We start from the raw sequence: 23,356 nt of genomic DNA on the forward strand, positions 1-23,356 counted from the left end.
GCATCCCCCATGTAGCAAAATTAGCTGGAGTATTCCAGCTAATTTTGGTTTCGTCCTTGTTTTAGCTCAGCTTGAACCAGCTGATTTGCACTTCCCCTTGCAGATGCAGATACACATCATGTCGGCCCGACAAACTTGCCGGTGCTTCTGCGGTGACTGTTGTCCAAGCTTGGCGACCGCCGGTAGGCAAGATCTTGCAGCTAATCACCGACTCGCCTTCTGGTGAATCCAGCGTGACGGCGATTTCGCCGCCCTTCAAATTCCCCGATACACGGGCTTCAAGTTGGGTTGTTCCTTCATCTAGCTCGACATCACGGAAGGCAATCCACCCGCGTTCACCTTTCAGCCGGATGCTGTCGCCGCCTTCACGGCATTCGTCCAGGTAGACTTCCTCGTAGTCGTCATAGTTGACCGCGCGGACCGGTTCACGCAGCGAACGCGGAGGTACGGTTTCGCCATCAACCTGAAGTGTCGTTGTCAATGCGATCTGCCCCGAGGAAGAGCCGACCATCACCGTATATTCGCCCGACTCCACGCAATAGCGATCTCGGGTTACGTCCCAGAACGCCAGCTCTTCTGCCTTCAGCGCAAAGGTCACCCGCTGCGTTTCACCCGACTGTAAATGCAAGCGAGTAAAGCCTTTCAACGTTTTCAACGGCCGCGGCACGCGCGATTGCCCGATTCGCACGTACAGTTGCGGTACTTCGTCCCCGGCGATATTCCCCGTATTTCGCACATCAAACGAAATCTGAACCTCGCCCTCCTGATCAACCTGAGTCCGCTCAAGAGCAAGATTGCTATATTCAAACGTCGTATAGCTAAGTCCATGACCAAACGGATATAAGACCTCGCCGTCAAAATATTGATAAGTCCGTTTACCCTTAATAATGTCGTAATCCATAATGTCCGGCAGTTGGTCTACCGATTGGTACCAGGTCATATTTAATCGACCTGCTGGATTATAGTCTCCGAACAACACATCGGTTACAGCATGGCCCAGTTCTTGAGCAGAATGAGAGGTGAACAGGATCGATGGCACATGCTCGTTCTCCCAGTTCACTGCAAACGGATAGCTGCCGACAATGACAACCACCGTATTGGGATTGGCTGCTTTGACCGCTTGAATTAAAGCTTGCTGCGCCGGCGGCAGCACGATGTCCACTCGGTCGATCGTTTCCTTCGCATTAATGAAAGGGTTATTGCCTACGACAACTACCGCGGTCTCTGCCGACTTCGCAGCCTCTACAGCTTGCTCAATCCCGTTCTCTACCACTTCAACGATCCATTGTTCTCCTGGAAGGCGACGATCTACCTTCACCGTATTATCAAAAACATTCTCGCCCACAGCGATCAACCCGCCGCGTTCGTTCAGGATGATCGGCCGTCCGTTCCAAGCCTTCATCTCAACCTTGCCGTTTGAAGCAGGGCGCAAGTCGAACACTTCTTTGACAAACCAACCACTTGCTTCATTTGCCATTGCCATCAGCAGCCCCGAATCGGTCTCCGTAACGAACTTGCCATTTTCCACAGACCGCAGCGTGATGGAGCCCCAGCCCCAATCGTTACGCTCAAAAACAGCTGCATCCGCTGCATTCTCACCGGTTGCTTCTAGAACAGCCTCCGCTCCTTCGCCAGAGGTGATCCGGACATATTTGCCGGTCAGGGCCGAACGAAGGCGAATCCGATCCGAGCCGGTTCCGAACAGGACGGGCCGGTTGCCCATCTTCTCCTTGATGCCCTGAAGCGGGGTGACGCGGTACGGCGGCGTGCCGCTGTACCAGTCGGTATAGGCTTCATTGGCCAACGGTCCAACAACCGCGATGGAACCTAACGTTTGCGGAAGAGGCAGCAAGCCTTCGTTCTTCAGGAGCACGATTGCTTCGCGGGAAGCTCTCAGCGCCAAAGCCGTATGCTCTGGTGCGCACAGCTTCTCTTCCGGCACTCGGCTATACGGGTTCCGCTCCTCCGGATCGAACTCACCCAGACGGAAGCGTACACGGAAGGCGTTGCGCAGCGCACGGTCCAAATCCGATTCGGCCAGCAAGCCTTGCTCCAGCGCATTCCGCAACGCCTGGAACATGATCGGCTGCTCATCCGTCATGCTGTCGATGCCGGCCTTAATACTCCCTGCAACTGCTTCAGCATATGACTCCACGTACTTGTGGTCCAGCACCGTACCCATGACGTCGCCGGCGTCGCCGACAACAAACCCGTCCATCTCCCATTCACCTTTAACAATCTCGTTGACTTCTGAATTCAGGTTGCAAGGCATGCCGTTGATTCCGTTATAGGCCGTCATCATTGAACCTGCGCGACCTTCGCGGAACGTCCGCTCAAACGCTTTCAAATAATACTCCCGTTTGTTGCGCGGATCGATGCTCACCGATTCACTGCCACGGCCAATCTCATTGTTGTTTGCGTAAAAATGCTTCAGCGTGGCTACAGCCTTATAATAAAACGGATGATCCCCCTGCAGCCCCTTGACCAATTCGGTCGTTAACGCTCCCGTGAGGTATGGGTCTTCGCCGTAAGCTTCCTCTGTCCGGCCCCAGCGTGGATCGCGTTCCATATCAACGGTTGGCGCCCAGATCGTCAAACCGTTCACTTCCGGATTCCGTTGAAAATACACCCGCGCCTCATCCCCTATCACCGAGCCGATTTGGCGCATCAACTCAGGATTCCAGGTGCAGGCCAGTCCGGTGTTTTGCGGAAAGGACGTAGCTTCCCCCAACCAGGCTACGCCGTGCGCGCCTTCCGTACCATGCTTGTATTTTTTGACGCCGAGCCGCGGCACCTCCGTTTGGAATTGGCACATTAACTCAATTTTCTCATCCAACGTAAATCGGCTGATCAAGTCGTCCACCCGCTCCGCCAACGGCAGATCAGGATTCTGAAAAGGATATTGGTACTTGTTGTCCGTCATACAATTACCTCGCTCTCCTACTCTATCAAACTCATTGTAAGCGCTTAAGAATTTGTTGCTGCTGATACCATCAAGTCTTCCACCCTATCTTAGTCTGCCGCCCCCTTCAGCGATACACGGAACATTAGTGTATTTTTCATATAAAAATATCGCATGATCAGCACGGTACGCCCCCGAAGAGTTCCCCTCCCCTAGCTCTACCCGCACCTCCTTTTGCACGATTATCCCCTTTAATCAGAATGGAGAAGAGGATGATGTTCTGGCCCTCTCTTTTGCACCATTATCCCTTTGGTTCAGAATTGGGATTTTTCAGGAGGATCATCTTCTTACCGCCCTTTTTCGCCGCTATCCCTTTTGTTCAGATAAAAGAAATCAATAGGCGAGACGGAAAGCTGGTTTCCCGGAATCTGATTAATCCTCCATATATTAGTTAGTATTTTGGGATTTTTTTCTTGATATCAGAACGTACGTTTGGTATAATTTAGGAAAACAGAACGTATGTGCGTGTTTGTGGCATTTTGAAGAATCGATGGAGGAAGTGGACATGAAATTAGGCATGAATACGGAACATCAAGCTATCAGACGTCGTTTTCAAAGCGAGGCCGACTGTATCGAGGCGATTATCGCGATGAAGTGGCCAAATGGCTTTGTCTGCCCGCGCTGTGCTTATACCGAGTGCACCCGTCTGTCCACTCGACATATTCCTTTATTTGAATGTGGAAGATGCGGCTATCAAGCCTCGCCTTTGGTCGGTACCATTTTTGAAAGAACTCATCTGCCTTTGGTGAAGTGGTTTCAAGCACTGGAGCTGTTCCTGCTCCCAGATGGCATCTCGGCGCTACGGTTGAGTCAGGTAATCCAAGTGACCTACAAGACCGCTTGGCTCATGCTGCACAAAATCCGCCATACCCTCGGTGAATGCGATGCGAAGGTTTTGCTCTCTGGAGAAGTCAAAGTGTGCCGTGATCAATATGGGACGGATACCAGACGCTTTCATCCAGCTGATCAACCTTATGCCACTGCGGTCGTTACCGGCTGCATGGTCACGGAGAGTGGCGAGCCCGAGCGAGTGAAGATCCAACTGATTCCGCACAAAAGAGGGGGAGAGCAACAGGCTGACCGAAGCGAACTCGAGGCATTCATCAATAAGCATGTGGATGTACAACACACCTCAACCAAACGGTGGTTTCCTTTCGTTTATCGGATGTATCTGCCCTTGCGGAGAGTCGTGAGACAAGCAAGAGATTCGATTCGACGCACGTATGTCGCGTTGGGAATAACGCATTTGCAGGCGTATTTGAACGAGTACACCGTCCGCCGTTACCTGCGCATGACTTGTTCCGAGGAAGAGATGTGTCAAAACCTGCTGCAAATGTGCTTGTCCATTCCTGCGATCCCTTACCGCGAGTTAATCAACCGCCAACAAAAATACCCGTCCATTGCAGCAGCGGCTTAAACCACTGCATGAATGAACGGGCTGCAAGTGCTTGTTGTACTAGTGTACGAATATGTTTACACCTATCAGGACGAGCTCTTCTATGTCTATGATCGATTGGACTTGGAGTTTTATCCATTTGTCTTTTAATTGTTATTTCGTTTTTTTCTTCCGAACGTTTTCAGGTTTCTCTTTCTCCACTCCCTGATTCAACGGGATAATCGTCAGAAGAGCGCCGCCGATAGATCATATGCCACTAGAGCAATATGTCACTTGCGCAATATGCCACTAAAGCAAATGCCCTAGGGCAACGGACCAAAGCACACCTCAGTGCCCCATGGAAACTTACGAGGCCGGCATCAGGCATGGTTCATCTGCTTGCGATAAGCGGAAGGCGAGGTGCCGACGTACTTGCGGAATTTGCTGTGGAAATAGTCGACATTGGTGTATCCGACCTTTTCGGCCACCTGATAGACCTTCAGGCCCTCCTCTAAATAGTGTTTTGCTTTCTCGATCCGCACTTTGTCCAGGTAAGTGTTAAAGTATTCTCCGGTCGTGTTCTTGAACAATTTGCCTAAGTATGCGCTGTTATAGTTGAAGATGCCGGAGAGTGTCTCTAGTTTGAGGTTTTCGCTATAATTCCGGTGAATCAAATCCAACATAATTTTGACTTCGCGGTGTTTCCCATCTTCACCGAGTTGGTTCATAATTTGCTGCAGCAGTTGCTCTGCCTGCCCGTTTAACTCCAGAATGGAGTAGGCTTTTTGGATTTTGGAGTACCCGTCGGAAAACTCTTTGCTGCGGTTTTGCAGTTCCGGTGACTGCTTCAGCGCCTTACTGAAAATCGTGGTCAGCAGCTCCACATAACGGTTTTTGATTTCGTTCTCCATCGCACCTTCGCCTTTATAAGCTTCGCCCAGCTGGTGCAGCAGAGATTTGACGGCATCGCGATTCCCGATATCTACCGCATAAAAGAGCTGCTCTCCCAGTTCATCAGTCGAAAGCTCTGGTCCCGCACTCATGCTTGGACTTGCACCTGAATTTGCATCTGAACCCGTACCTCTACCTGAAACTGCACCGATACCTGAACCCGCAACTGGATCCGTTCCGGCAGACAAGCTATCGGGCGTTAATATCGTTCCCTGATCAAGGAAAAAATGACGGCGGACCAAATCACATGCCGTCCGGTACGATTCCCGAATCTCCGTCATGCATCCTACCTTCTCGCCAATCGCCACGGAATAGCGGATGCCTAAATCAGCCAGCTCAGCAGCAAGCTCGCGATAGATTCCTGTAAGTTCTACAGAGAGAAGCGGCTCCTTCAGCAAGGCGCCAAACTTAGAGTGGATCGCAAACACCCAGCCACGGCCTGTCTCCTCGAACTGCCGAACCAACGTTTTGCGGATCAGCGCGTTGATATGGGCATCGGTGTCTCCCTCCATTTGCGGGGCTAGCAGCAAAATTTGAAACACCTTGCCGCTGATGCCCACTTCATGAGCCCGCTCGCACAGCGGCGTAGAGTCCTCCTCGTCTTCGCCAGTCAGTACGGACTGGATCAGTGCTTCCCGGTTCCACTCCGTTGTGACGTGCTTCCACTGCTCGGACGCTCTCTCTTCATCGATCGTCAGCTTGATTTTCCAGAGATAATCCTTCAGCTCATCTTCATCCACCGGCTTCAATAAATAACCATCCGCCCGGTGGGTCATCGCCTTCTTGGCATAGCTAAAATCGGCGTAACCGCTAAGAATCAAAATATGCAAATTCGGATCTTGCGTGCGAAGCTTCTCGATCAACTGCAACCCGTCCATCCCTGGCATGCGGATATCGGCCACGACCAGATCGGGAAGATATTGCTGATATTTTTCCAGCGCTTCATTCCCGTTGGCCGCCGTATCCACAACTTCGTAGCCATAGGCGCCCCAATCGATAAAAGTCCGCAAACCCTCCCTAAGCTTCGGTTCATCGTCAACAATCAGCACTTTAATCATTTTGCATTCCTCCGGCCGGAAAAAATTAAGTTTTCCCCAGCATTCGATAAAGCGTTTACAATTTAATTATAGGTTAGTTTTTAAATCGCTCACAAACATTATTCTGTTCATTTGTTGCACTATTTTGATGCCCCGCAAAAAAAGCTGCTCTCCCCCTCATCAATTGAAAGATTGAGCAGCTTGGTAGTTTCTGCATCCACTCGATAGAGTACGACTATCACTTTTCATTCTTAGACGTCTATTTATCCCTTCACCGCTCCTGCCGTCATCCCGTCGATAAAGTATTTTTGGAAGGCCACAAACAAGATAAAAATCGGAATGATGGAGAAGAAGGAACCTACAATCAGCAAATCATAGTTGTTCCCGTAAGGGGTTAGCAGCGTCTTAAGCCCAATCGGTAACGTGTATTTATTGGCGTCGCTGAGCACCATAAACGGCCAAAGGAAGTTGTTCCAGCTGTTCATCCCGTTCAGGATGGCCATCGCCGCAAAAGAAGGCTTCATCACCGGTAAGATGATCCGCACGTAGATTCCATACTCGCTCGCTCCGTCAACGCGTCCCGCAGCGATAATTTCCCGGGGAATTCCCCGCAAATACTGCCGGAAGAAGAAGATCGTCGCCGCGCTGGCAATCCCAGGCAGAATAATGGCCGAATAGGAGTTCATCAGCCCGATATCGTAGGTTAGCGTATACAGCGGCAGGAGCAGAATTTCGAATGGAACCATCATGATCAGCAGGACACAGATGAACAGGGTATTTTTCCCTTTAAATTCATAAGCCGAAAACCCGTACGCCACCGTAGCGCTAACCAGCAACGTCACTGTCACTTGGACGACCGTCAGCACTAACGAATTAAAAAACCATAGGAAATAGGAATGATTGCCCGTAAATAAGTATACAAAGTTATCCAAGCTCATGACCGATAGATCGAACTTCAGATTCAGTCCGTATCGGATCAAATCCTCCCCGGGCTTAAAGGAAGCCAGTGTTACAGCATAAAACGGCAGAAGCACCAGCACGCACAGGAAGGCGAAAAACACGAACAAAACGATCTTAATTAGCAAGCCGCGCTTCGATTTCGTCATGCTTCCTCCCCCTTCTTAAACATGCCGGTAAAGGCCAGCTGTGTCAGATTGATCACCATCGTAATGACAAGAAGCACGATGCCAACGGCGGCCGCATACCCCAGATTATTCTTCTCAATCCCTTGACGGTATAAGTAGCCCACGATGGTTAAGCCGATGTTCTTCGGAGAGTTGTTGCCGTTCCAGAGCATCATGCTTTCGATAAACATCGCCAGACCGGCGTAGATGCTGATCGTTAAAACATAGATGGTCGTTGGCTTCAACAGCGGCATCGTGATTTTCGTAAATCGCTGGATGGGAGAAGCACCGTCGATGGAAGCGGCTTCATAGTATTCTTCGGGAATATTTTTGAGTCCAGATAGGAAGTAAAGCATGTTTACCCCGGTCCATCTCCAGGTCGCCAGTGCCAATAAGGCAATAAAGCCAGTCGTTTGTCCTTTCAAAAATTTAATCGGCTCCACGCCAAACAAGCCCAAAAAGCTGTTGATGAGCGACCCTTCCATTTCACCGAACATCAGTCGGAAGATCGTCCCGGCCACCACCACTGACGTCAACGCCGGGAAGAAAAACGAGGATTTGAAAAATTCCCTCGCCCACATGAACTTGTTGTTAATCAATACGGCAAACAACATCGGAAACGGGATCAGAATCACCAAGGTTAAGACCATATAGATGGCACTGTTGGTCACGGCCTTGAGGAAAACCCCGTCGCCCATCAATTTCTCATAGTTGTCTATGCCAATCCACGCTGCTTCCTGTCCCAGGGTCACTTTCTGCAAGCTCATCCCGAAGGAGCTGATCAGCGGATACACCCAAAAGATGAGGAATACGAGCACGAACGGCAACACAAATACGTAAGGAGCAACCTTTTGTGAGTAAAGGAATTTTTTAAACATCGCCCTACCCCTTTTTTTAAACAGAGCTACTCCCGGAGGAGTAGCTCGCTGCTTATTTCAATTACTTCAGCTCCTGCTCGATTTGCGCTTGCGCATCATCCAGAGCTCGCTTAATATCCTTCCCGTCTTCAAAAACCTCGTTTAACGTTACCGTACAAAGCACGTTATTGATCGTAGGTGAAGCGGAGGTGGATTTAATCAATCGGATTTCGTCCTTGATGTCGTTCAGCACGTCAAATGGGTTGTTAATGAAGTATTGCACAAACTGGTTGTCCGGGTTATGTGTTACATCCTTCATTTCCCAAACGTCCATGTTGACCGGGTCAAAGCCCAACGTGTTCCAAATTTCAATGTTGGCATCCTCCGACAATTTGGCAAAAGCGAGGAAATCCTTGGCCAGCTCAATGTCTTTGGCCGTTTTGGTTACGACCGTCCCGGTTCCGCCGCCGCCAACCGAACGCGGCATCCCTTCTTCGATAACCGGAATCGGGGCGATGGCGATTTTGCCGGAGAGATCCTTCATATAGTTCGTGTATCTCGACATTTGCCACAACGGCATGAAAGCGGTCGCATAGTTGCCCGCATTAAACTCCCCGTAAGCTTCCTCCGTATCGGGCTGCCCTCCGGCGATGGTGGCGATCACATTGTTGTCTTGCAGGTCTTTCAGCAGGGTAAGTGCCTTCACCAAGGGTTCCGAGTTGATGGTCGGGTTCCCGGCGTCATCCGTGAAATCCGCACCTTGCTGCGCCAGCAGCTGGGAAAGCTGCCACGTTGCACTCGTATCGGCGGTGCCCATATACTTGCCTGTTTTCTCATACACTTGGATTCCGGCTTGTTTAAAATCTTCCCAGGTGACGATCGTCTTGTAATCCACTCCGGCCTCTTCTAAAATTTCCGTGTTGTAAAAAGCAACCGAGGCGCCAACGTGAGTTGGGATACCGTAATTCACACCGTCCTTGCTGTAGAGGTCGATTCTGGATTTGACGATCGTGTCCCGGTACGGGTCGATGACGTCATTTAATTCGACCAGCTGCGGCGTGCCGGCCAGAAAATCCGGGAACTTGCCCAGCTCAATATCCGCGATGTCCGGCGCCCCAACACCCGTCTGGACGGCGATGGATAATTTGTTGTGCATATCATCGTAAGGCATCACCGTGACGTTCAGCTTAATTTGCCGATCCGGATTGGCGGTGTTCCATTTCTCCAGCATTTTCTCAAAATGCTGTCCATGCAGTTCCACAAACGTCCAATAGGAAAGCTCTATCGCATCTTCCCCCGCACCGCCGTCCAACACGGAGGTTTCACCCCCCGCCGTGGTTGACGTCTTGCCGCAACCCCACAGCCATGTGGCCATTGATAAGACTAACAGCACAATCCAAACCTTTTTCTTCATCCTTGACCCTCCCTGACAAAATAAAATCTACACACTTCATTTACAGTCGGTTATCTCCCACTTCTCTAGTAAAACCGATGGTCAATCGATGACCTGAAGAAGCGCATGCCTGTTGTGTATAGCTAGGTGTTGTCATCGTCTCAAGGGTGAATGAAGCCGTTGCTTCTCAGAAGCGTTTGGTTCTTTAAGATCTCGCTTGACCCAAGCGAATCACGTTCCAGGAGGCTTTAGCTAAACGAGCTTTTACATAACCGTCCTCGCAGACCGCATTACCTCCGGTGTGAGGTTTAACATTTTCCTGGTCCGCTGTATTTACAGCTTTGAGGTCGTCATGTTCCAGCACCAGATGCTCGATCACACAGTAGCCTTCGAACCCGCGAATATCGCAATCCAGCTCAAGCGCTTCCTCCAAATGACGGTTGACCGCAAAAATCGTCAACGTCTCGTCCGCTTCGTTATATACAATCGCACTGTCCAAATAAGGAACATCGGTATAATCCTTCGCGTCGTACACCGGGGAGTTAACTACCGGCTGCAGCGATACGCCCCGTCCAAAAAGCGAAGCATGCATGTAAGGATAATAAATCGTTTGCTTCCAGGAACGTCCGCCATTCTCCGTCATGATCGGAGCGATTACGTTCACCAACTGGGCCATGCAAGCCATCTTCACTCGGTCGGCGTGGCGCAGGAACGTAATCAGCATGCTTCCGACCAGCAAAGCGTCCTCGAAGTTATAAACGTCTTCCAGTTGCGGCGGCGCAATTCCCCAGGGCTCCAGCTTGGCATCGGCATCGTTGGAATGGTACCAAACGTTCCATTCGTCGAAGCTGAGGTACATCGTTTTTTTGCTGCGTTTCTTCGCCTTAACATAATCGCAGGTGGAAATCACCGTACGAATGAAGTGGTCCATATCCATCGAACGGGCGAGGAAATTCGCCGTATCGTTGTCCCGGTTGCCATAGTATTGATGCAGGGAAATATAATCGGCCACTTCGTAGGTATGCTCCAATGTCACCGCTTCCCATTCCGGGAACGTTGGCATCGACGAGCTGGAGCTGCCGCACGATACCAGTTCGATATCAGGATCAACCTGTCGCATCGCCTTCGCGGTCTCATAGGCGAGCCGTCCGTATTCCTGAGGTGTCTTTTGTCCGATTTGCCATGGACCGTCCATTTCGTTACCCAGGCACCAGGTTCGGAACTTATGGGGCTGCTCATAACCGTGGCTTCGGCGCAAATCGCTCCAATAGCTGCCCCCCGGATGGTTGCAGTATTCCAGCAGGTTGCGGGCCGCATCAACGCCGCGGGTCCCCAAATTCACCGCCATCATGACTTCGGCACCAACCTCTTTGGCCCATCCAGCAAACTCGTTTGTGCCTACCCAATTCGGTTCAATCGTCCTCCAGGCCAGTTCCAAGCGTTTGGGCCTCGATTCAACCGGACCAACCCCATCCTCCCAGTTATACCCGGAAACAAAGTTCCCGCCGGGATATCGGATGATCGGGACGTTCAGCTGCTTCACCAGCTCCTTGACGTCGTTACGGAATCCATGTGAATCCGCCTCCGGATGCGAAGGCTCATAGATCCCCCCGTAGACAGCTCGGCCCAAATGTTCAATAAAGGAGCCGTAAATGCGCCGATCTACTTCCGCAATTTTAAAGGCTTTGTCGATGACCATCGTTGCTCGCAGTGCTGTTGATGACATGTTGACCACCTTCCATTTTAGTAAATATTAAATTATTTCGAATATCCTTGAATGAATCCGTTTACAGGTATAAAATAACATATGAGATTAGGGTTGTAAATATATTTACATAAAACATTTTATATTTATATAAAATTAATTGAATGAATGGTCCTAAACACCGTGAAAATGCTGAAAAATTGCCTGAAATTACAATGTGATTTTGAAATTTAGTTTAAATAAACTTAAAATTAATTACTCATTTACTGCAAATTTAATCTATTTTTCGAATCGGATCTTCATTTTTTGATTTGATGCTTTATTATGCGACCAAGTTAGTTTATAATTATCTAAAATAAAACTACCCATTAATTATTGGAAGAAGGTTCGATTATCCGATGATCTATATTAAGGATTTGATGAGCGGGATCGACATTTTCAAAGCATTAAGCTCGGAGATCAGAATTCAAATCCTCGAACTGCTGGCCAAAAATCAGGCTTTAAACCTCAATGACCTCGCCACCAAGCTGGGCTTAAGCAACGGAGCGATAACGATGCACATCAAGAAGCTGGAGGAAAGCGGCCTGATTGAGATTAATACTTCCGTTGGCAAGCATGGCATCCAGAAGATATGTTATCTGAACAAAGACAAGTTGATGGTCGACCTGCGGAGCAAGGATGTCGACAATTTATACGAAGTGGAAATTCAGGTGGGCCATTATAGCAATTATCATGCGGTCCCTACCTGCGGTTTGGCTACGAAGCACAGCATTATCGGTGATTTTGACGATCCGCGTTACTTCGCCGATCCACAGCGAATCGACTCGGAGATTATTTGGTTGTCCGAGGGCTTCCTGGAATACCGCATCCCGAATTACTTGAAGCCCAATCAAACGTTCCGGGAAATTCAATTTTCGATGGAGCTGGGTTCCGAGGCGCCCGGGTATTGCGATAACTACCCGTCGGACATCTATTTTTACTTGAACGGCGTCGAAATCGGTTTCTGGACGAGTCCGGGGGACTTCGGTGATGCACGCGGCACGTTTAATCCGGATTGGTGGCCGCCGCACTTGAACCAATATGGAATGCTGAAGCTGATCCGCATTAACAATGAGGGCAGCTTTATCGACGGCTGCCGCATTTCCGACGTTACGTTGGAACAGATTCAACTGGATTACAAAAGCGAGCTGACGTTCCGCATCGCCGTCACCGACAAGCCGATCAACAAGCGCGGACTGACCATCTACGGCAAGAACTTCGGCAATTACAGCCAGGACCTGCTGGCTCGGGTGCTGTATGATGTGAAAGAGCAATAACAACAATCAAAAAAATCAGCCTCCAGGTTACCGTTAGGTCCTGAAGGCTGATTTATTTTTAGCATAAGGAATAGGTTCTTACATCGTTTGCCCGTTGTCGATGGTAAGGATTTGTCCCGTCATCGAAGGTTGTTCCAGAATCGACGCGATCAGTGCGGCAATCTCCTCCGGCGAAGCAATCCGGTCCAATGGCAGCTGGGAAGTCAGCGACCGCATCTGCTCCTCCCGTCCAGCCCACCAACGTGTGCTGACTGCTCCAGGAGCTACACTGGTCACCCGCACATCCGGCGCCAATGCGTGAGCCAGCGATTTGGTCAAACCGTGCACCGCTGCTTTGGATACCGCATAGGGGACCGAGGAGCCTTTGCCCGAAATCCCTGCAATACTGCCCACGTTAACGATTGCCCCTTTACCCTGCTTTAAATACGGAGCTGCCGCTCGCGCACAATAAAACATCCCTTTTACATTTACCGCAAACAGATCGTCCCAGGCATCTTCCGTAATTGCATCCAGATCGCCCATTGCAATATACCGGGTGATGCTGGCGTTATTGACCAGATAATCGATCGTCCCAAATTGCTGGACGATTTGGTCAACCATAGAGATGACCTCCTCGTTGTTTGAAACGTCGGCGCGAATCGCAATCGCCCGGCCGCCAAATTGCTGAATGGTTTGCACGGTCTCTTGGGCCTCCGCCTCTGAACGGGAGTAATTGACGGCAACCATTGCCCCGCGTTCAGCCAGCAGCGTTGCCGTCGCCCGGCCGATCCCCGTAGCGCCCCCGGTAATTAGCACAACTTTGTTATGGTAACTCATGCTTCCATCTCCTCCTGTAAGCGAAGTACACTCGATTTATTTTTTTCAGCCGACTGGCTATTACTGCTTCCCTGCCAATTCACCAGGAACACCCCTACACAAGTCAAAGCCCCGCCAACATAAACGTACCAAGCGATCTGCTCACCAAACAGCAGCCAACTGCAAATGACGCTAAAGATCGGCACAAGGAACAGGAATGAACTGGTTTTGCCTGGATCGCTGTGGCTGAGCAAATAAAACCAGATCGTAAATTGAATAATGGAACAAAAGATCACGAGCCAGATGACCACGGACGCGGACGACAGGTTCAATTCAAAGCTGGGATGCTCCCCTGCAAAGCTGAAGATTAACAGCATCACGCCGCCGAGCAGCATTTGATAGGCGGCCAGCACTCTTTTGTCAAACGCCGGACCGATGCGGTTAATGATCAACGTGGCCACCGTGAAGCTGACGGCTCCCGCCAATGCAAATACCGTGCCAGGGTTAATGCTCAGGTTCATGCCAAAGGTGATAACCACACCAGCAAAGCCAATCACCACGCCAACCCATTGCCTTACGCGATAGGCAGTTCCCATCAGAGCTCCCCAAAGGATCAGCATCAACGGGCTCGTGCTTGAGATGATAGCGGACTCGCCAGAGGTAATCCAGCGCATGCTGTAAGCGGTGAACCCCATCACCCCAACCGATTGGAACAACCCGAGCAGCAAAAGCTGCAGCCAAGACTTCGCACCCTTAGGTTGAGGTTTGTTGGCGCTGAGTAAGGCGAGCAATCCCCCGGCCAATAAGAATCGGATCCCCATCAGCATGAGCGGGGTGGTATGCATCATTCCCAGTTTGGCAGCCGGATACGCCGTCCCCATCAAGAAAGTGGTCAGCAACAGCAGACCGGTATATTTGAATATATTCACGTTGTCGTTTCCTCCTTAGGTGTCACTTTCATGATTTGTATTGTATCGGAGGTTGGTGATTATGTATAATGATTGATAAAGATATCTGATATCATTTTTAGTGATGACAACGGGCCAAAAGGGAGGCATTCCATATGGATAGCGCGGAATTGCGGATATTTCAAGCCGTTGCTCGGGACGGCTCCATCACAAAAGCTGCCGCCCGGCTTGGCTATGTGCAGTCCAATGTGACGGCTCGCATCAAGCAGTTGGAGACGGAGCTGGGGACTGATTTGTTTTACCGGCACAACCGGGGGATGACCTTAACCTCCAGCGGCAAGATGCTGTTGGATTATGCAGACAAAATTATCGGTTTGCTGGACGAAGCAGCGTCGGCGCTCTCCTTCTCCGGCGAGCCGACCGGTCCGTTGCTGATCGGCTCGACGCAAACGACGGCGGCAGTGCGGATGCCTAAACTGCTCAGCCAGTATTATGAAAAGTATCCGAAGGTGGAGTTAACCCTGCTGACAGATATGTCCGATCGCCTGATGGAGAGAGTGCTGCAATATGAGTTGGATGTCGCTTTTGGCAGCTTCCGATTTAATCATGAGGATCTCACTCGCCTTCCCGTCTTTGACGAGGAAGTGGTGGTTATTTCTCCACCGGGCATTGAGAGCTTGGACGAGGCCCTGTTGAAGCCTAGCTTGGTGTACAACCGCGGCTGCACCTTCCGCGAACAGCTCGAGGAGATGAAGAAGACCCACGGTCAAACCAACGTCGCCACGATGGAGTTCGGCACGCTGGAAGCCATTCTTGGCGGCGTCTCCGCCGGACTTGGCATCTCGCTGTTGCCGCGGATGGTCGCCGAGCAGAAGGCGCAGGAAGGCGCCATGCGGATTCACGAAGTTCCCGAATCGATGCGCTACTTGAAAACCGAGATTATTTACCGCAAAACCGCCCAACCCACCAGTGCACTCCGCGCGTTAATCGAGTTGCTGGGAGAGCAGGAAAGGATGGTTTCGTAAGTGAGGAGCGGTGCCTGCTCCTGCCGCCGCCATAGCTCTCTGTGGAGGGGATGACAGTTGCAAGGGATGATGAATGTACGGGAAAGGTTGCGCAACAGAGTAATGGTGACGGTAGAAGCTACCTGCGACGAGTGAGGGTACGATGACGGTGAGGTGCTGCGCTCGACGCGGTGCCGTGCTAGGGACGGTGCTGCGCTAGGGCAGTGCGGTGCAAGGGCGGTGTTGCGCAAGAGGTGGCGCTGTGCAAGAGGCATGCGGTGGAAGAAACATGCGGCGGAAGAGGCATGCGGAAGAGGCATGCGGAAGAAGCGTGCGGCGGAAGGAGCGGCGTATGAGGCACGGCAAAATCATGAGGCGGTGCGGCGCAAGAGGCGCGGCAAAATAGCGGTAAAAAATGGCCTTATTTTGCCTTTGCCGCGGATTTGATGAAAAATAAGGCCATTTTAGGGCCTTATTTGGGGGAGGTGGCGCGGATTCCCCCCGTTTTTAGGGGGATCCGCGCCAGATAAGGGAAATTTTTGGCGTTATTTACGCCAAAAATTTGGGATTTGGCCGAATAGCGGAATGAATTACCGCTATTCGCAGGACGAGCCGGCTGGACTCCGTGAATGTGGAGTCCAGCCGGCTCGTTTGGTGCGGCCGTGCGCCCGGCGCGGCCGCGGGCAGGTTCGCGCGCTAGGCCTGCTCCGCCTCGTTGAGCGCCCGCAGCAGCGTGCGGCGGTCGCGCACGCGATGGGCTTCGCGCAGGCTGCGCGCGAACAGCTCCTCGCCGACGCCCAGCTCGGCGAGGGTGGACGGCCCGCCGGCCTGGCGCAGCAGGCCGCGGAGCTCGGCTTCGCCGGGCAGGTCCCGCAGCCAGGCGCGGACCTGCTCCCGGTGCTCCCGGAGCGCCGCAGGCTCGGCGCCCGGGAGCGTCCCTTCGCCCGCGGCGTGGTACACGCGGGCGATTTCCGCACAGGCAACGCCAACTTTGGCACCGTGCAGCAGCGCCCGACGGCCCTGGCGCAAATACTCCATCTCCCAATAATGGGAGAGATGGTGCTCTGCGCCGGAGGCCGGGTGCGACTGCCCGAACAGCAGCATGGCGATGCCCGATTCGATCAGCGCCGTCATCAAGGCGCGGATCCCTTCTTCCGTGCGCGCGCCAATGGCTTCGGCGTGCGACACGCAGCTGCACAGCGCGCGCTCGGTAATCGCCGCCGCCTGTTCGTCATAAGGTTCCCCCGCTGTCAGGTGGGAGAACTTCCAATCGAACAGGCTCGTGTATTTCCCGAGCATATCGCCAAAGCCCGCAGCCACCAACCGCTGCGGGGCCGCCATCAGGATGTCGAGGTCAGCGAAAATCGCCACCGGCGGCACCGCCGGCACCGTCTTTTTGACCCCTCGCACAATCAGCGGCGCGCCCGCCGAGGTGAAGCCGTCCACGGACGGCGCGGTCGGCACTGACACAAACGGCTTGCCGGTTTTGTGGGCGGCAAACCGGACGATGTCGTGGATCGTCCCGGAACCCACCGCCAGAAGCGCACCCGTCTCGTCAGGGCGGATCTCCAGCAACAGCTGAACGAGCGCAATCTCGTCAGCAACTACATCGCCTTGCGCATCCGGTTGAATGAGAACAACGCGCGTCTTCACGCCCGCCGCTTCCAGCAACCCCATCAACTGCTCTCCCGCCGCCGCATACGTGTGATCATCCGCTACCAGCAGGATTTGGCGATAACCTTGTTCTAGCAAGTAAGGAGCAACCTTTCGGATGACCCCGCGGTCGAGTTCAATCACCTTCAACTGCTCCAACGTTCTGTCTTGCAGCATGGAATTCCCTCCCTTGACCATCCATCAACTTCCTGCAATTTTCTGAAAACCTCTTCAGGACCCTACGATTTGCCGCATTTCCCCGTAAAGCGAAAAAATTGCCCTATCCCTTTCCTCGCGACACCCCATGACACCCCATTCCAGCTCGAATCGGCGCCCATGGACTTAGGGCAAGAGGGTATTCGATCCTTTACCTTCTGCATAAACAACAGGTGGGCGAGGCGCACAGTCCTTGACAGGCCAGCCACTCCTTCGCCCCGCTTACTCCCACTCTTACTCCGCCGCTTGCTTGATTCGCTTCAGCCGCTTCATCACGTCGTTTTCGCCGCGGCCGAAGTAGTCGTGCAGCTGGCTGTATTCCTGATACAGCTTCTCGTACACTTCCACGTGTGCCGGGATCGGCTTGAACGTTTCCTCTTTGACGCGGGCCATTTTCTCGGCGGCATCTAGGATCGAATCGTAGCCGCCCGCTTCCGCGCCTGCAGCTACTGCTGCGAACATCGCCGCGCCGAGGGCCGGCGTCTGCTTGGAATCTGCCACAAAAATCTCACGGTTCGTCACATCCGCATAGATCTGCATCAGCAGGCGGTTTTTCTGCGGCAATCCGCCGCAGGCATACAACGCGTCAACTTGCACGCCGTTTTGAACAAACGCGTCGATAATTTTGCGCGTGCCAAAAGCCGTTGCCTCGAGCAATGCCCGATAAATCTCCTGCGGTTTGGTCAGCAGCGTCATCCCCAGGATCATCCCGGTCAAATCCGTATCCACCAGCACAGACCGGTTGCCGTTCCACCAATCGAGCGCGAGCAGGCCCGTTTGCCCCGGTTGATACGCAGCGGCTTCCCGCTCCAACCATTGGTGCACAGTCAATCCTTCCTTCTCCGCCGCCTCCTTCACGTACGCCGGCAACGCTTCTTCAACATACCATTCAAAAATATCCCCCACAGCCGACTGCCCGGCTTCATAGCCGTACAAGCCCGGAATGATTCCGTCCTCGACCACGCCGCACATGCCTTCAACCTGCTTTTCTTCCGTCCCCAGCAGCATGTGGCAAATCGAGGTCCCCATCGCCATAACCAGCTTGCCCGGCGAGACAACACCGACAGCTGGCACGGCTGCATGCGCGTCCACGTTGCCCACCGCCACGGCGATGCCTGGCGTCAGGCCCATCATCTCGGCCATCTCCGGCAGCAGTCCGCCTGCATTCGTCCCCAGCGGAATCACGTCGCCGCGCAGTTTTGTATCCGTCAGATCCTCCAGCCGAGGATCCAGCGCTTTAAAATACTCCTTACTCGGATACCCGTCCTGCTTATGCCAAATCGCTTTGTAGCCCGCCGTACAGCTGTTGCGGACAATGTTGCCGGTCATTTGCGCGATGACCCAGTCGGTCGCTTCCAGAAATAGATCCGCTTTCTCGTAGATCTCCGGTGCTTCGTCGAGGATTTGCCATACCTTCGCAATCATCCATTCGGACGAGATCTTCCCCCCGCACCGCGCCAAAAACGCTTCTCCCCGCTCCGCCGCAATCGCGTTGATCTTATCTGCCTCCGGCTGAGCCGCATGGTGCTTCCACAGCTTCACCCAGCTATGCGGGTTATCGGCCAGCGCCGGATCGAAGCTCAGCGGCTGGCCTTGCGCATCCACCGGCAGCATCGTGCAGGCGGTAAAATCAATGCCAATCCCGATCACATCCGCCGGATCGATTCCCGATTCCTGGAGCACCGCAGGCACCGAGCGCCGCAGCACCTCCAGATAATCGCCGGGATACTGCAAAGCCCAATCATGCTCCAGCTTAATCCCAGATCCGGGCAACCGCTCATCAATGACATGGTGCGGATATGGCGTCACATGGTCGGCAACCTCGCGGCCGTCCGACAAATCCACCAGCACGGCGCGGCCGGACTGCGTGCCGTAGTCGATGCCAATCGTGTATTTTTTCCCCTTGCTCATCGTACCCCCTCCCTGCATCCCATTATTTCTGCCCGTAATAGGCATTGGCTCCATGCTTCCGCAAAAAATGCCGGTCCAACAGCGCCTGATCCATCGCCGGCGTATTCGGATTGATCTGCTCCATCCGGGCGGCGATCTTCGCCACCTCTTCCAGCACAACGGCATTATGGACCGCATGATGCGCATCCTTGCCCCAGACAAACGGCGCGTGCGAATGCACAAGCACTCCCGGCACCTGGTTCGGATCCAGCCCCAGCTCTTTAAACCGCTCTACGATCACATGGCCTGTTTCCAACTCGTAAGCGCCTTCAATTTCGGCTCGTGTCATCGGCCGCGTTACCGGGATCTCACCGTAAAAATAATCCGCATGCGTCGTTCCATACGCCGGTAACGCCCGCCCTGCCTGGGCCCAGCTGGTTCCCCACGGCGAATGCGTATGCACAACCCCGCCGATGTCAGGAAATTCGCGATATAACACCCGGTGCGTTGGCGTATCGGAGGACGGGCGCAGATTCCCTTCCACCACGTTGCCGTCCAGGTCGACCACGACCATATGCTCCGGCTTTAATCCCTCATACGGCACGCCGCTGGGTTTAATGACAAACAATCCGCTTTCCCGGTCGATCCCGCTGACGTTTCCCCACGTAAACGTGACCAGTCCATACTTCGGAAGCTCCAAATTGGCTTCCCATACCTGCTGTTTTAAGGCTTCCAACATCGCAAGCTTCGTCCCCTTTCCTTATCCCATGTCATCCAACATAACAAAAGGTACGTACAAGTTACCAAGCACCTGTTTCAACCGAAGCGGCACCGCCCCGCCAAACTTCAGCAGGACGGTGACACCGCCAAGTTGTCTAGTTCCCGTTCGTTCTCTTGTTCCAGTTTATTTCAAAACCGTTCGTTCCAGCACCGAATCCCGTTCAATCAGCTCCGGTTCAAACACCGTATCGCCCGGCGTTTCCCCCCGCTCGATCATCCCGATCAGCTGGCGGGCGGCAAGCTCGCCCATCGCCGTTTTGGGGTGGGTCAGCGTCGTCAGCTTCGTGCCCGAGGCCGCCGCCAGGCTGGAATCGTCAAAGCCGATGACGGACAAATCCTCCGGAATCCGTAAGCCGCACGCGGCAGCAGCGTCCATCAGCCGCACCGCTAACTCGTCGTTGTAGCACACCCATGCCGTTGGCCGCCGATCCTCCGATTTTTGCAGCAGCTCCAGCGCTTTTTGATAGATATAGTCGCCTTTTTGCTCCGTCGTAAACGTCACCACATGCTGCGGCGACACCGCAATCCCAAAGTCCCGATGGGCCGACAGGAACCCCTTCAGCCGGTTGACGCCCTGCAGGTCATCCCTTTTGAAAAATCCGGCGATCTGCCGGTGCCCTTTTTCCAGCAAGTACAGCGCCGCTTTCCGGCCTCCCGCCTCGTCGTTCACCTTCAGGCACGGACATTCGAGCTCGGGGTATCTCGCGTTGATCATCAAATACGGAATCCCCTTCTCCTGTAACTCCAAAAAATACCCCAAATTCGGGTTCCCCTCCGCGCTCTTCGTCGGCTCGATGATCAGTCCGCTGAGCGGTTGGCTCGTCATGAGCTGCAGGCTATCCCTTTCCTTCTCCTTCGTGTTGTCCGTGCTGGACAGCAGCAGCCGATACCCATGCTGGCGCAGCTCCGCCTCCGCTCCTCGAACGATATGAGGAAAAATATAATCGGAAATATACGTCGTCATAATGCCGATCGTCTTCACCGCTTCGCCCTCCCGCCGTCCGGGATGCCGGACAAACGTGCCTTTGCCCTGGATGCGCTCCAGCCAGCCTTCTTTCTCCAGTTCGCCAAACGTCTGCCGAACCGTCTGCCGGCTTAAGCCAAACTGCTCGGCAATCTCGTTCTCCGACGGAACCTGTTTTCCGGGCTGAAGCTTTCCTTGCTCGAGCCAAGACAATAATTCGTTTTTCAGCTGCATATATTTCGGAATTTTCCGGTCGTTCATGTTTCGTCCACCCTTCACCAATGCCACCGTTCTCTTTACTACCCGTTATTGTAACATAGGCCGGGCGAACGCAGAGGGCTGTTTCCACACCTTATCCAAAAGCAAGCCTGATTCACGTCACGCAGCTGCGACTCGCGTAACTGCCACTGCGATTAGCGCAACCGGTAAGCCGCATCGCTCCAGCGCAGCTCGTTCTTGAAGCGCGGTACCGAGGTATCCTTGTCGATGATCACCGCTTCAATGCCGGCCATTTCCGCCCAGTCGGACAGGTTCTCGGCCGTAATCGCGTAAGACAGCACCGTATGATGCGCCCCGCCGGCCAAAATCCACGCTTCCGCCGATTCGCGCAGCGAAGGCTGCGGCTTCCACAATACGCGGGCCACCGGCAGCTTCGGCATCGGCTTCTCCACCTTCACGCCGTCCACCACGTTGACCAGCAACCGGAAGCGATGGCCCAGATCAACAAGCGAAGCGTTAACCGCCGGACCCGCCTGGCCGTCGAACACCATCCGCGCCGGATCGGCCTTACCCCCGATGCCCAGCGGGTGCACTTCAATCGTCGGCTTCGTCGCCGCAATCGTCGGGCACACCTCCAGCATGTGCGCACCCAGAATCATGTGATTGCCCGGCTCAAAATGATACGTGTAATCCTCCATAAACGAGGTGCTTTTGTTGTTTGCCAGCACTTTGAGCACACGAGTCAGAGCCGCGGTTTTCCAGTCGCCTTCGCCGCCAAAGCCGTAGCCGGCTTCCATCAGCCGCTGCACGGCCAGACCCGGGAGCTGCTTGAGCCCGTGCAGATCCTCAAACGTCGTCGTAAACGCGCCAAAGCCGCCTTGCTCCAGGAACCGTTTCATGGCGATTTCAAGCTTCGCCTGATATGCGATGGAGTCGCGAATCGGCCCGCTGCTTAAACCGGCTTGCGTAATGGTGTACTGCTCGGCATACTCTTTCAGCAGCGCTTCGGCTTCCGCATCGGTAACTTCGTTTAGCACCTGCACCAGATCGCCAACGCCATACCCGTTCACCGACCAACCGAATTTGATTTGCGCTTCGACCTTGTCACCTTCGGTCACCGCCACTTCGCGCATGTTATCGCCAAAGCGCGCTACCTTCAGCTGCCGGCTCTCAGCATAAGCGACCGCCGTCCGCATCCAGCCCGCCAGCGACGCACGGACTTCCTCGTCCTCCCAATGCCCGACCACGATTTTGCGGTTGATCCCAAGCCGGGTACCGATATGCCCATACTCGCGGTCACCGTGGGCTGATTGGTTCAGGTTCATGAAGTCCATATCGATCGTTTCCCACGGAATATCGCGGTTAAACTGCGTATGGAAGTGCAGCAGCGGTTTTTGCAGTTGGGACAAGCCGGCGATCCACATTTTAGCTGGCGAGAACGTGTGCATCCAAGTGATAATCCCCGCACAAGTCTCGTCGCCATTGGCGGCCAGAATCAGCTTATAGATCTCGTCCGGCGTCGTGACGATCGGTTTAAACACCACCGGGAACCCAATCGCCGGGTCTTTGTCCAGTTGTTCTGCGATAATACGGGAGTGATCAGCTACCTCCTCCAGTGTTTCAGGGCCGTATAAATGCTGGCTGCCAGTTACAAACCAAAATGAATGCGGTTTCAATTTCATGTCAAAGCGCCTCCTTAGGTAAATGATTGCTCACTAACTTGTACATACCATATGATTAATTTCGACACTTTAACACTAATTGTACGTACAAGTTGAATTACCCTCATTGTACTTCCCGTGACTTCAAATGACAATAGGGTTCCCGAAATTAAAATGAGTTTTTGGCAGCACGAGCCCCGGCGGCATTAGCACCATTCGGTTCCATCCAGCTCCATTCAGTTCCATTCAGTTCTATTCAGTTCCATCGATCATCGCCAACACTATCCATCACCATGCTGCGACGCCATCTCCATCCGGTTCCGTCACCATCCAGCGCTTCCAGCACCACCCCTGCAGTGCTAGCTAAGATGAACGTAAACAAAAGACAGCCCTCCAAATTGCTACATCTCGTAGGTTAAAATGGATAGTGTAGTATAAACCAAACCATTTCAGAGCTACATAGCAAAGGAGAGCTGATACTATGCAGTCTACCACTAGCCTTGCACCAAACCTGACATGAGAAATTACAGAAAAATTGTTTGTAAA

At 53.1% G+C, this 23,356-nt stretch carries 17 protein-coding genes and 1 pseudogene; 4 read left to right on the plus strand and 14 right to left on the minus strand.

Annotated features, from left to right (window positions below; all coding sequences use genetic code 11):
- Nucleotides 1-61 precede the first annotated feature (61 nt).
- Nucleotides 62-2,923: a glycoside hydrolase family 3 protein gene (locus RW092_RS19805; protein ID WP_316011057.1), complete on the minus strand. Its 2,862-nt coding sequence runs from the start codon at nucleotides 2,921-2,923 to the stop codon at nucleotides 62-64.
- Nucleotides 2,924-3,467: 544 nt separating this feature from the next.
- Here RW092_RS19805 and RW092_RS19810 point away from each other — a divergent pair.
- On the plus strand, nucleotides 3,468-4,379 hold the full coding sequence (locus tag RW092_RS19810; protein ID WP_316011058.1) for a transposase: 912 nt from the start codon (nucleotides 3,468-3,470) through the stop codon (nucleotides 4,377-4,379).
- Nucleotides 4,380-4,717: 338 nt separating this feature from the next.
- Here RW092_RS19810 and RW092_RS19815 read toward each other — a convergent pair whose 3' ends face one another.
- The 5 genes from RW092_RS19815 to arfA all read right to left on the minus strand — a co-directional run bounded on the left by RW092_RS19815 (nucleotide 4,718) and on the right by arfA (nucleotide 11,425).
- The gene (locus tag RW092_RS19815) at nucleotides 4,718-6,346 is read right to left on the minus strand and encodes a response regulator (RefSeq protein ID WP_316011059.1); all 1,629 of its coding nucleotides are present in this window, start codon (nucleotides 6,344-6,346) and stop codon (nucleotides 4,718-4,720) included.
- Nucleotides 6,347-6,588: 242 nt separating this feature from the next.
- Nucleotides 6,589-7,431 carry a carbohydrate ABC transporter permease gene (locus RW092_RS19820; protein ID WP_028537416.1) on the minus strand — a complete coding sequence of 281 codons (843 nt, stop codon included), beginning with the start codon at nucleotides 7,429-7,431 and terminating at the stop codon, nucleotides 6,589-6,591.
- A complete protein-coding gene (locus RW092_RS19825) occupies nucleotides 7,428-8,327 on the minus strand; it encodes a carbohydrate ABC transporter permease (RefSeq protein ID WP_316011060.1) in 900 nt (299 codons plus the stop codon). The genes RW092_RS19820 and RW092_RS19825 overlap by 4 nt, the downstream gene beginning before the upstream one ends.
- A 61-nt stretch (nucleotides 8,328-8,388) precedes the next feature.
- Nucleotides 8,389-9,720 carry an ABC transporter substrate-binding protein gene (locus RW092_RS19830; protein ID WP_016311350.1) on the minus strand — a complete coding sequence of 444 codons (1,332 nt, stop codon included), beginning with the start codon at nucleotides 9,718-9,720 and terminating at the stop codon, nucleotides 8,389-8,391.
- 184 nt (nucleotides 9,721-9,904) lie between these two features.
- The gene (gene arfA, locus RW092_RS19835; protein WP_316011061.1) at nucleotides 9,905-11,425 is read right to left on the minus strand and encodes an arabinosylfuranosidase ArfA; all 1,521 of its coding nucleotides are present in this window, start codon (nucleotides 11,423-11,425) and stop codon (nucleotides 9,905-9,907) included.
- A 377-nt stretch (nucleotides 11,426-11,802) separates the two neighbouring features.
- Here arfA and RW092_RS19840 point away from each other — a divergent pair, with 377 nt between their 5' ends.
- Complete coding sequence (locus RW092_RS19840; protein WP_016311348.1) at nucleotides 11,803-12,720, plus strand: ArsR/SmtB family transcription factor; 918 nt, start codon at nucleotides 11,803-11,805, stop codon at nucleotides 12,718-12,720.
- Nucleotides 12,721-12,798: 78 nt separating this feature from the next.
- Here the strand turns inward: RW092_RS19840 and RW092_RS19845 are convergent, their stop codons facing one another.
- Together RW092_RS19845 and RW092_RS19850 are read right to left on the minus strand one after the other, a co-directional pair.
- A complete protein-coding gene (locus tag RW092_RS19845) occupies nucleotides 12,799-13,536 on the minus strand; it encodes an SDR family NAD(P)-dependent oxidoreductase (RefSeq protein ID WP_316011062.1) in 738 nt (245 codons plus the stop codon).
- On the minus strand, nucleotides 13,533-14,444 hold the full coding sequence (locus RW092_RS19850; RefSeq protein WP_316011063.1) for a DMT family transporter: 912 nt from the start codon (nucleotides 14,442-14,444) through the stop codon (nucleotides 13,533-13,535). The genes RW092_RS19845 and RW092_RS19850 overlap by 4 nt, the downstream gene beginning before the upstream one ends.
- A gap of 134 nt (nucleotides 14,445-14,578) precedes the next feature.
- On the opposite strand from RW092_RS19850, the gene RW092_RS19855 reads away from it, so the two are divergent.
- Both RW092_RS19855 and RW092_RS19860 read left to right on the plus strand, forming a co-directional pair.
- Nucleotides 14,579-15,448: a LysR family transcriptional regulator gene (locus RW092_RS19855; protein WP_016311345.1), complete on the plus strand. Its 870-nt coding sequence runs from the start codon at nucleotides 14,579-14,581 to the stop codon at nucleotides 15,446-15,448.
- Nucleotides 15,449-15,700: 252 nt separating this feature from the next.
- Nucleotides 15,701-15,874 (plus strand): hypothetical protein, encoded by a 174-nt coding sequence (locus tag RW092_RS19860; RefSeq protein WP_316011064.1) that lies wholly within the window; start codon nucleotides 15,701-15,703, stop codon nucleotides 15,872-15,874.
- An 894-nt stretch (nucleotides 15,875-16,768) separates the two neighbouring features.
- Here the strand turns inward: RW092_RS19860 and RW092_RS23935 are convergent.
- The 6 genes and pseudogenes from RW092_RS23935 to RW092_RS19890 form a co-directional block, all read right to left on the minus strand.
- Nucleotides 16,769-17,278 (minus strand): annotated as a pseudogene (locus RW092_RS23935) (iron-containing alcohol dehydrogenase); the annotation flags it as partial.
- A gap of 252 nt (nucleotides 17,279-17,530) precedes the next feature.
- Nucleotides 17,531-19,207: a ribulokinase gene (locus tag RW092_RS19870; protein ID WP_316011066.1), complete on the minus strand. Its 1,677-nt coding sequence runs from the start codon at nucleotides 19,205-19,207 to the stop codon at nucleotides 17,531-17,533.
- A 22-nt stretch (nucleotides 19,208-19,229) separates the two neighbouring features.
- Nucleotides 19,230-19,925, minus strand: a complete 696-nt coding sequence (gene araD, locus RW092_RS19875; protein ID WP_311202276.1) for an L-ribulose-5-phosphate 4-epimerase — start codon at nucleotides 19,923-19,925, stop codon at nucleotides 19,230-19,232.
- A 165-nt stretch (nucleotides 19,926-20,090) separates the two neighbouring features.
- Nucleotides 20,091-21,191 (minus strand): GntR family transcriptional regulator, encoded by a 1,101-nt coding sequence (locus tag RW092_RS19880; protein WP_009224225.1) that lies wholly within the window; start codon nucleotides 21,189-21,191, stop codon nucleotides 20,091-20,093.
- A 152-nt stretch (nucleotides 21,192-21,343) separates the two neighbouring features.
- Nucleotides 21,344-22,831: an L-arabinose isomerase gene (araA, locus tag RW092_RS19885; RefSeq protein ID WP_316011067.1), complete on the minus strand. Its 1,488-nt coding sequence runs from the start codon at nucleotides 22,829-22,831 to the stop codon at nucleotides 21,344-21,346.
- 235 nt (nucleotides 22,832-23,066) lie between these two features.
- A complete protein-coding gene (locus tag RW092_RS19890) occupies nucleotides 23,067-23,192 on the minus strand; it encodes a hypothetical protein (RefSeq protein WP_316011068.1) in 126 nt (41 codons plus the stop codon).
- Between the last annotated feature and the right edge of the window lie 164 nt (nucleotides 23,193-23,356).

The organism is Paenibacillus sp. 3LSP, from assembly GCF_032465655.1.
GTDB classification, from domain to species: domain Bacteria; phylum Bacillota; class Bacilli; order Paenibacillales; family Paenibacillaceae; genus Fontibacillus; species Fontibacillus barengoltzii.

What these genes read in the sequence shown, in the direction of transcription:
- RW092_RS19805 (WP_316011057.1), bottom strand. Translation starts at nt 2,923, where the DNA reads ATGACGGACAACAAGTACCAATATCCTTTTCAGAATCCTGATCTGCCG.
- RW092_RS19810 (WP_316011058.1), top strand. Translation starts at nt 3,468, where the DNA reads ATGAAATTAGGCATGAATACGGAACATCAAGCTATCAGACGTCGTTTT.
- RW092_RS19815 (WP_316011059.1), bottom strand. Translation starts at nt 6,346, where the DNA reads ATGATTAAAGTGCTGATTGTTGACGATGAACCGAAGCTTAGGGAGGGT.
- RW092_RS19820 (WP_028537416.1), bottom strand. Translation starts at nt 7,431, where the DNA reads ATGACGAAATCGAAGCGCGGCTTGCTAATTAAGATCGTTTTGTTCGTG.
- RW092_RS19825 (WP_316011060.1), bottom strand. Translation starts at nt 8,327, where the DNA reads ATGTTTAAAAAATTCCTTTACTCACAAAAGGTTGCTCCTTACGTATTT.
- RW092_RS19830 (WP_016311350.1), bottom strand. Translation starts at nt 9,720, where the DNA reads ATGAAGAAAAAGGTTTGGATTGTGCTGTTAGTCTTATCAATGGCCACA.
- arfA (WP_316011061.1), bottom strand. Translation starts at nt 11,425, where the DNA reads ATGTCATCAACAGCACTGCGAGCAACGATGGTCATCGACAAAGCCTTT.
- RW092_RS19840 (WP_016311348.1), top strand. Translation starts at nt 11,803, where the DNA reads ATGATCTATATTAAGGATTTGATGAGCGGGATCGACATTTTCAAAGCA.
- RW092_RS19845 (WP_316011062.1), bottom strand. Translation starts at nt 13,536, where the DNA reads ATGAGTTACCATAACAAAGTTGTGCTAATTACCGGGGGCGCTACGGGG.
- RW092_RS19855 (WP_016311345.1), top strand. Translation starts at nt 14,579, where the DNA reads ATGGATAGCGCGGAATTGCGGATATTTCAAGCCGTTGCTCGGGACGGC.
- RW092_RS19860 (WP_316011064.1), top strand. Translation starts at nt 15,701, where the DNA reads ATGCGGTGGAAGAAACATGCGGCGGAAGAGGCATGCGGAAGAGGCATG.
- RW092_RS19870 (WP_316011066.1), bottom strand. Translation starts at nt 19,207, where the DNA reads ATGAGCAAGGGGAAAAAATACACGATTGGCATCGACTACGGCACGCAG.
- araD (WP_311202276.1), bottom strand. Translation starts at nt 19,925, where the DNA reads ATGTTGGAAGCCTTAAAACAGCAGGTATGGGAAGCCAATTTGGAGCTT.
- RW092_RS19880 (WP_009224225.1), bottom strand. Translation starts at nt 21,191, where the DNA reads ATGAACGACCGGAAAATTCCGAAATATATGCAGCTGAAAAACGAATTA.
- araA (WP_316011067.1), bottom strand. Translation starts at nt 22,831, where the DNA reads ATGAAATTGAAACCGCATTCATTTTGGTTTGTAACTGGCAGCCAGCAT.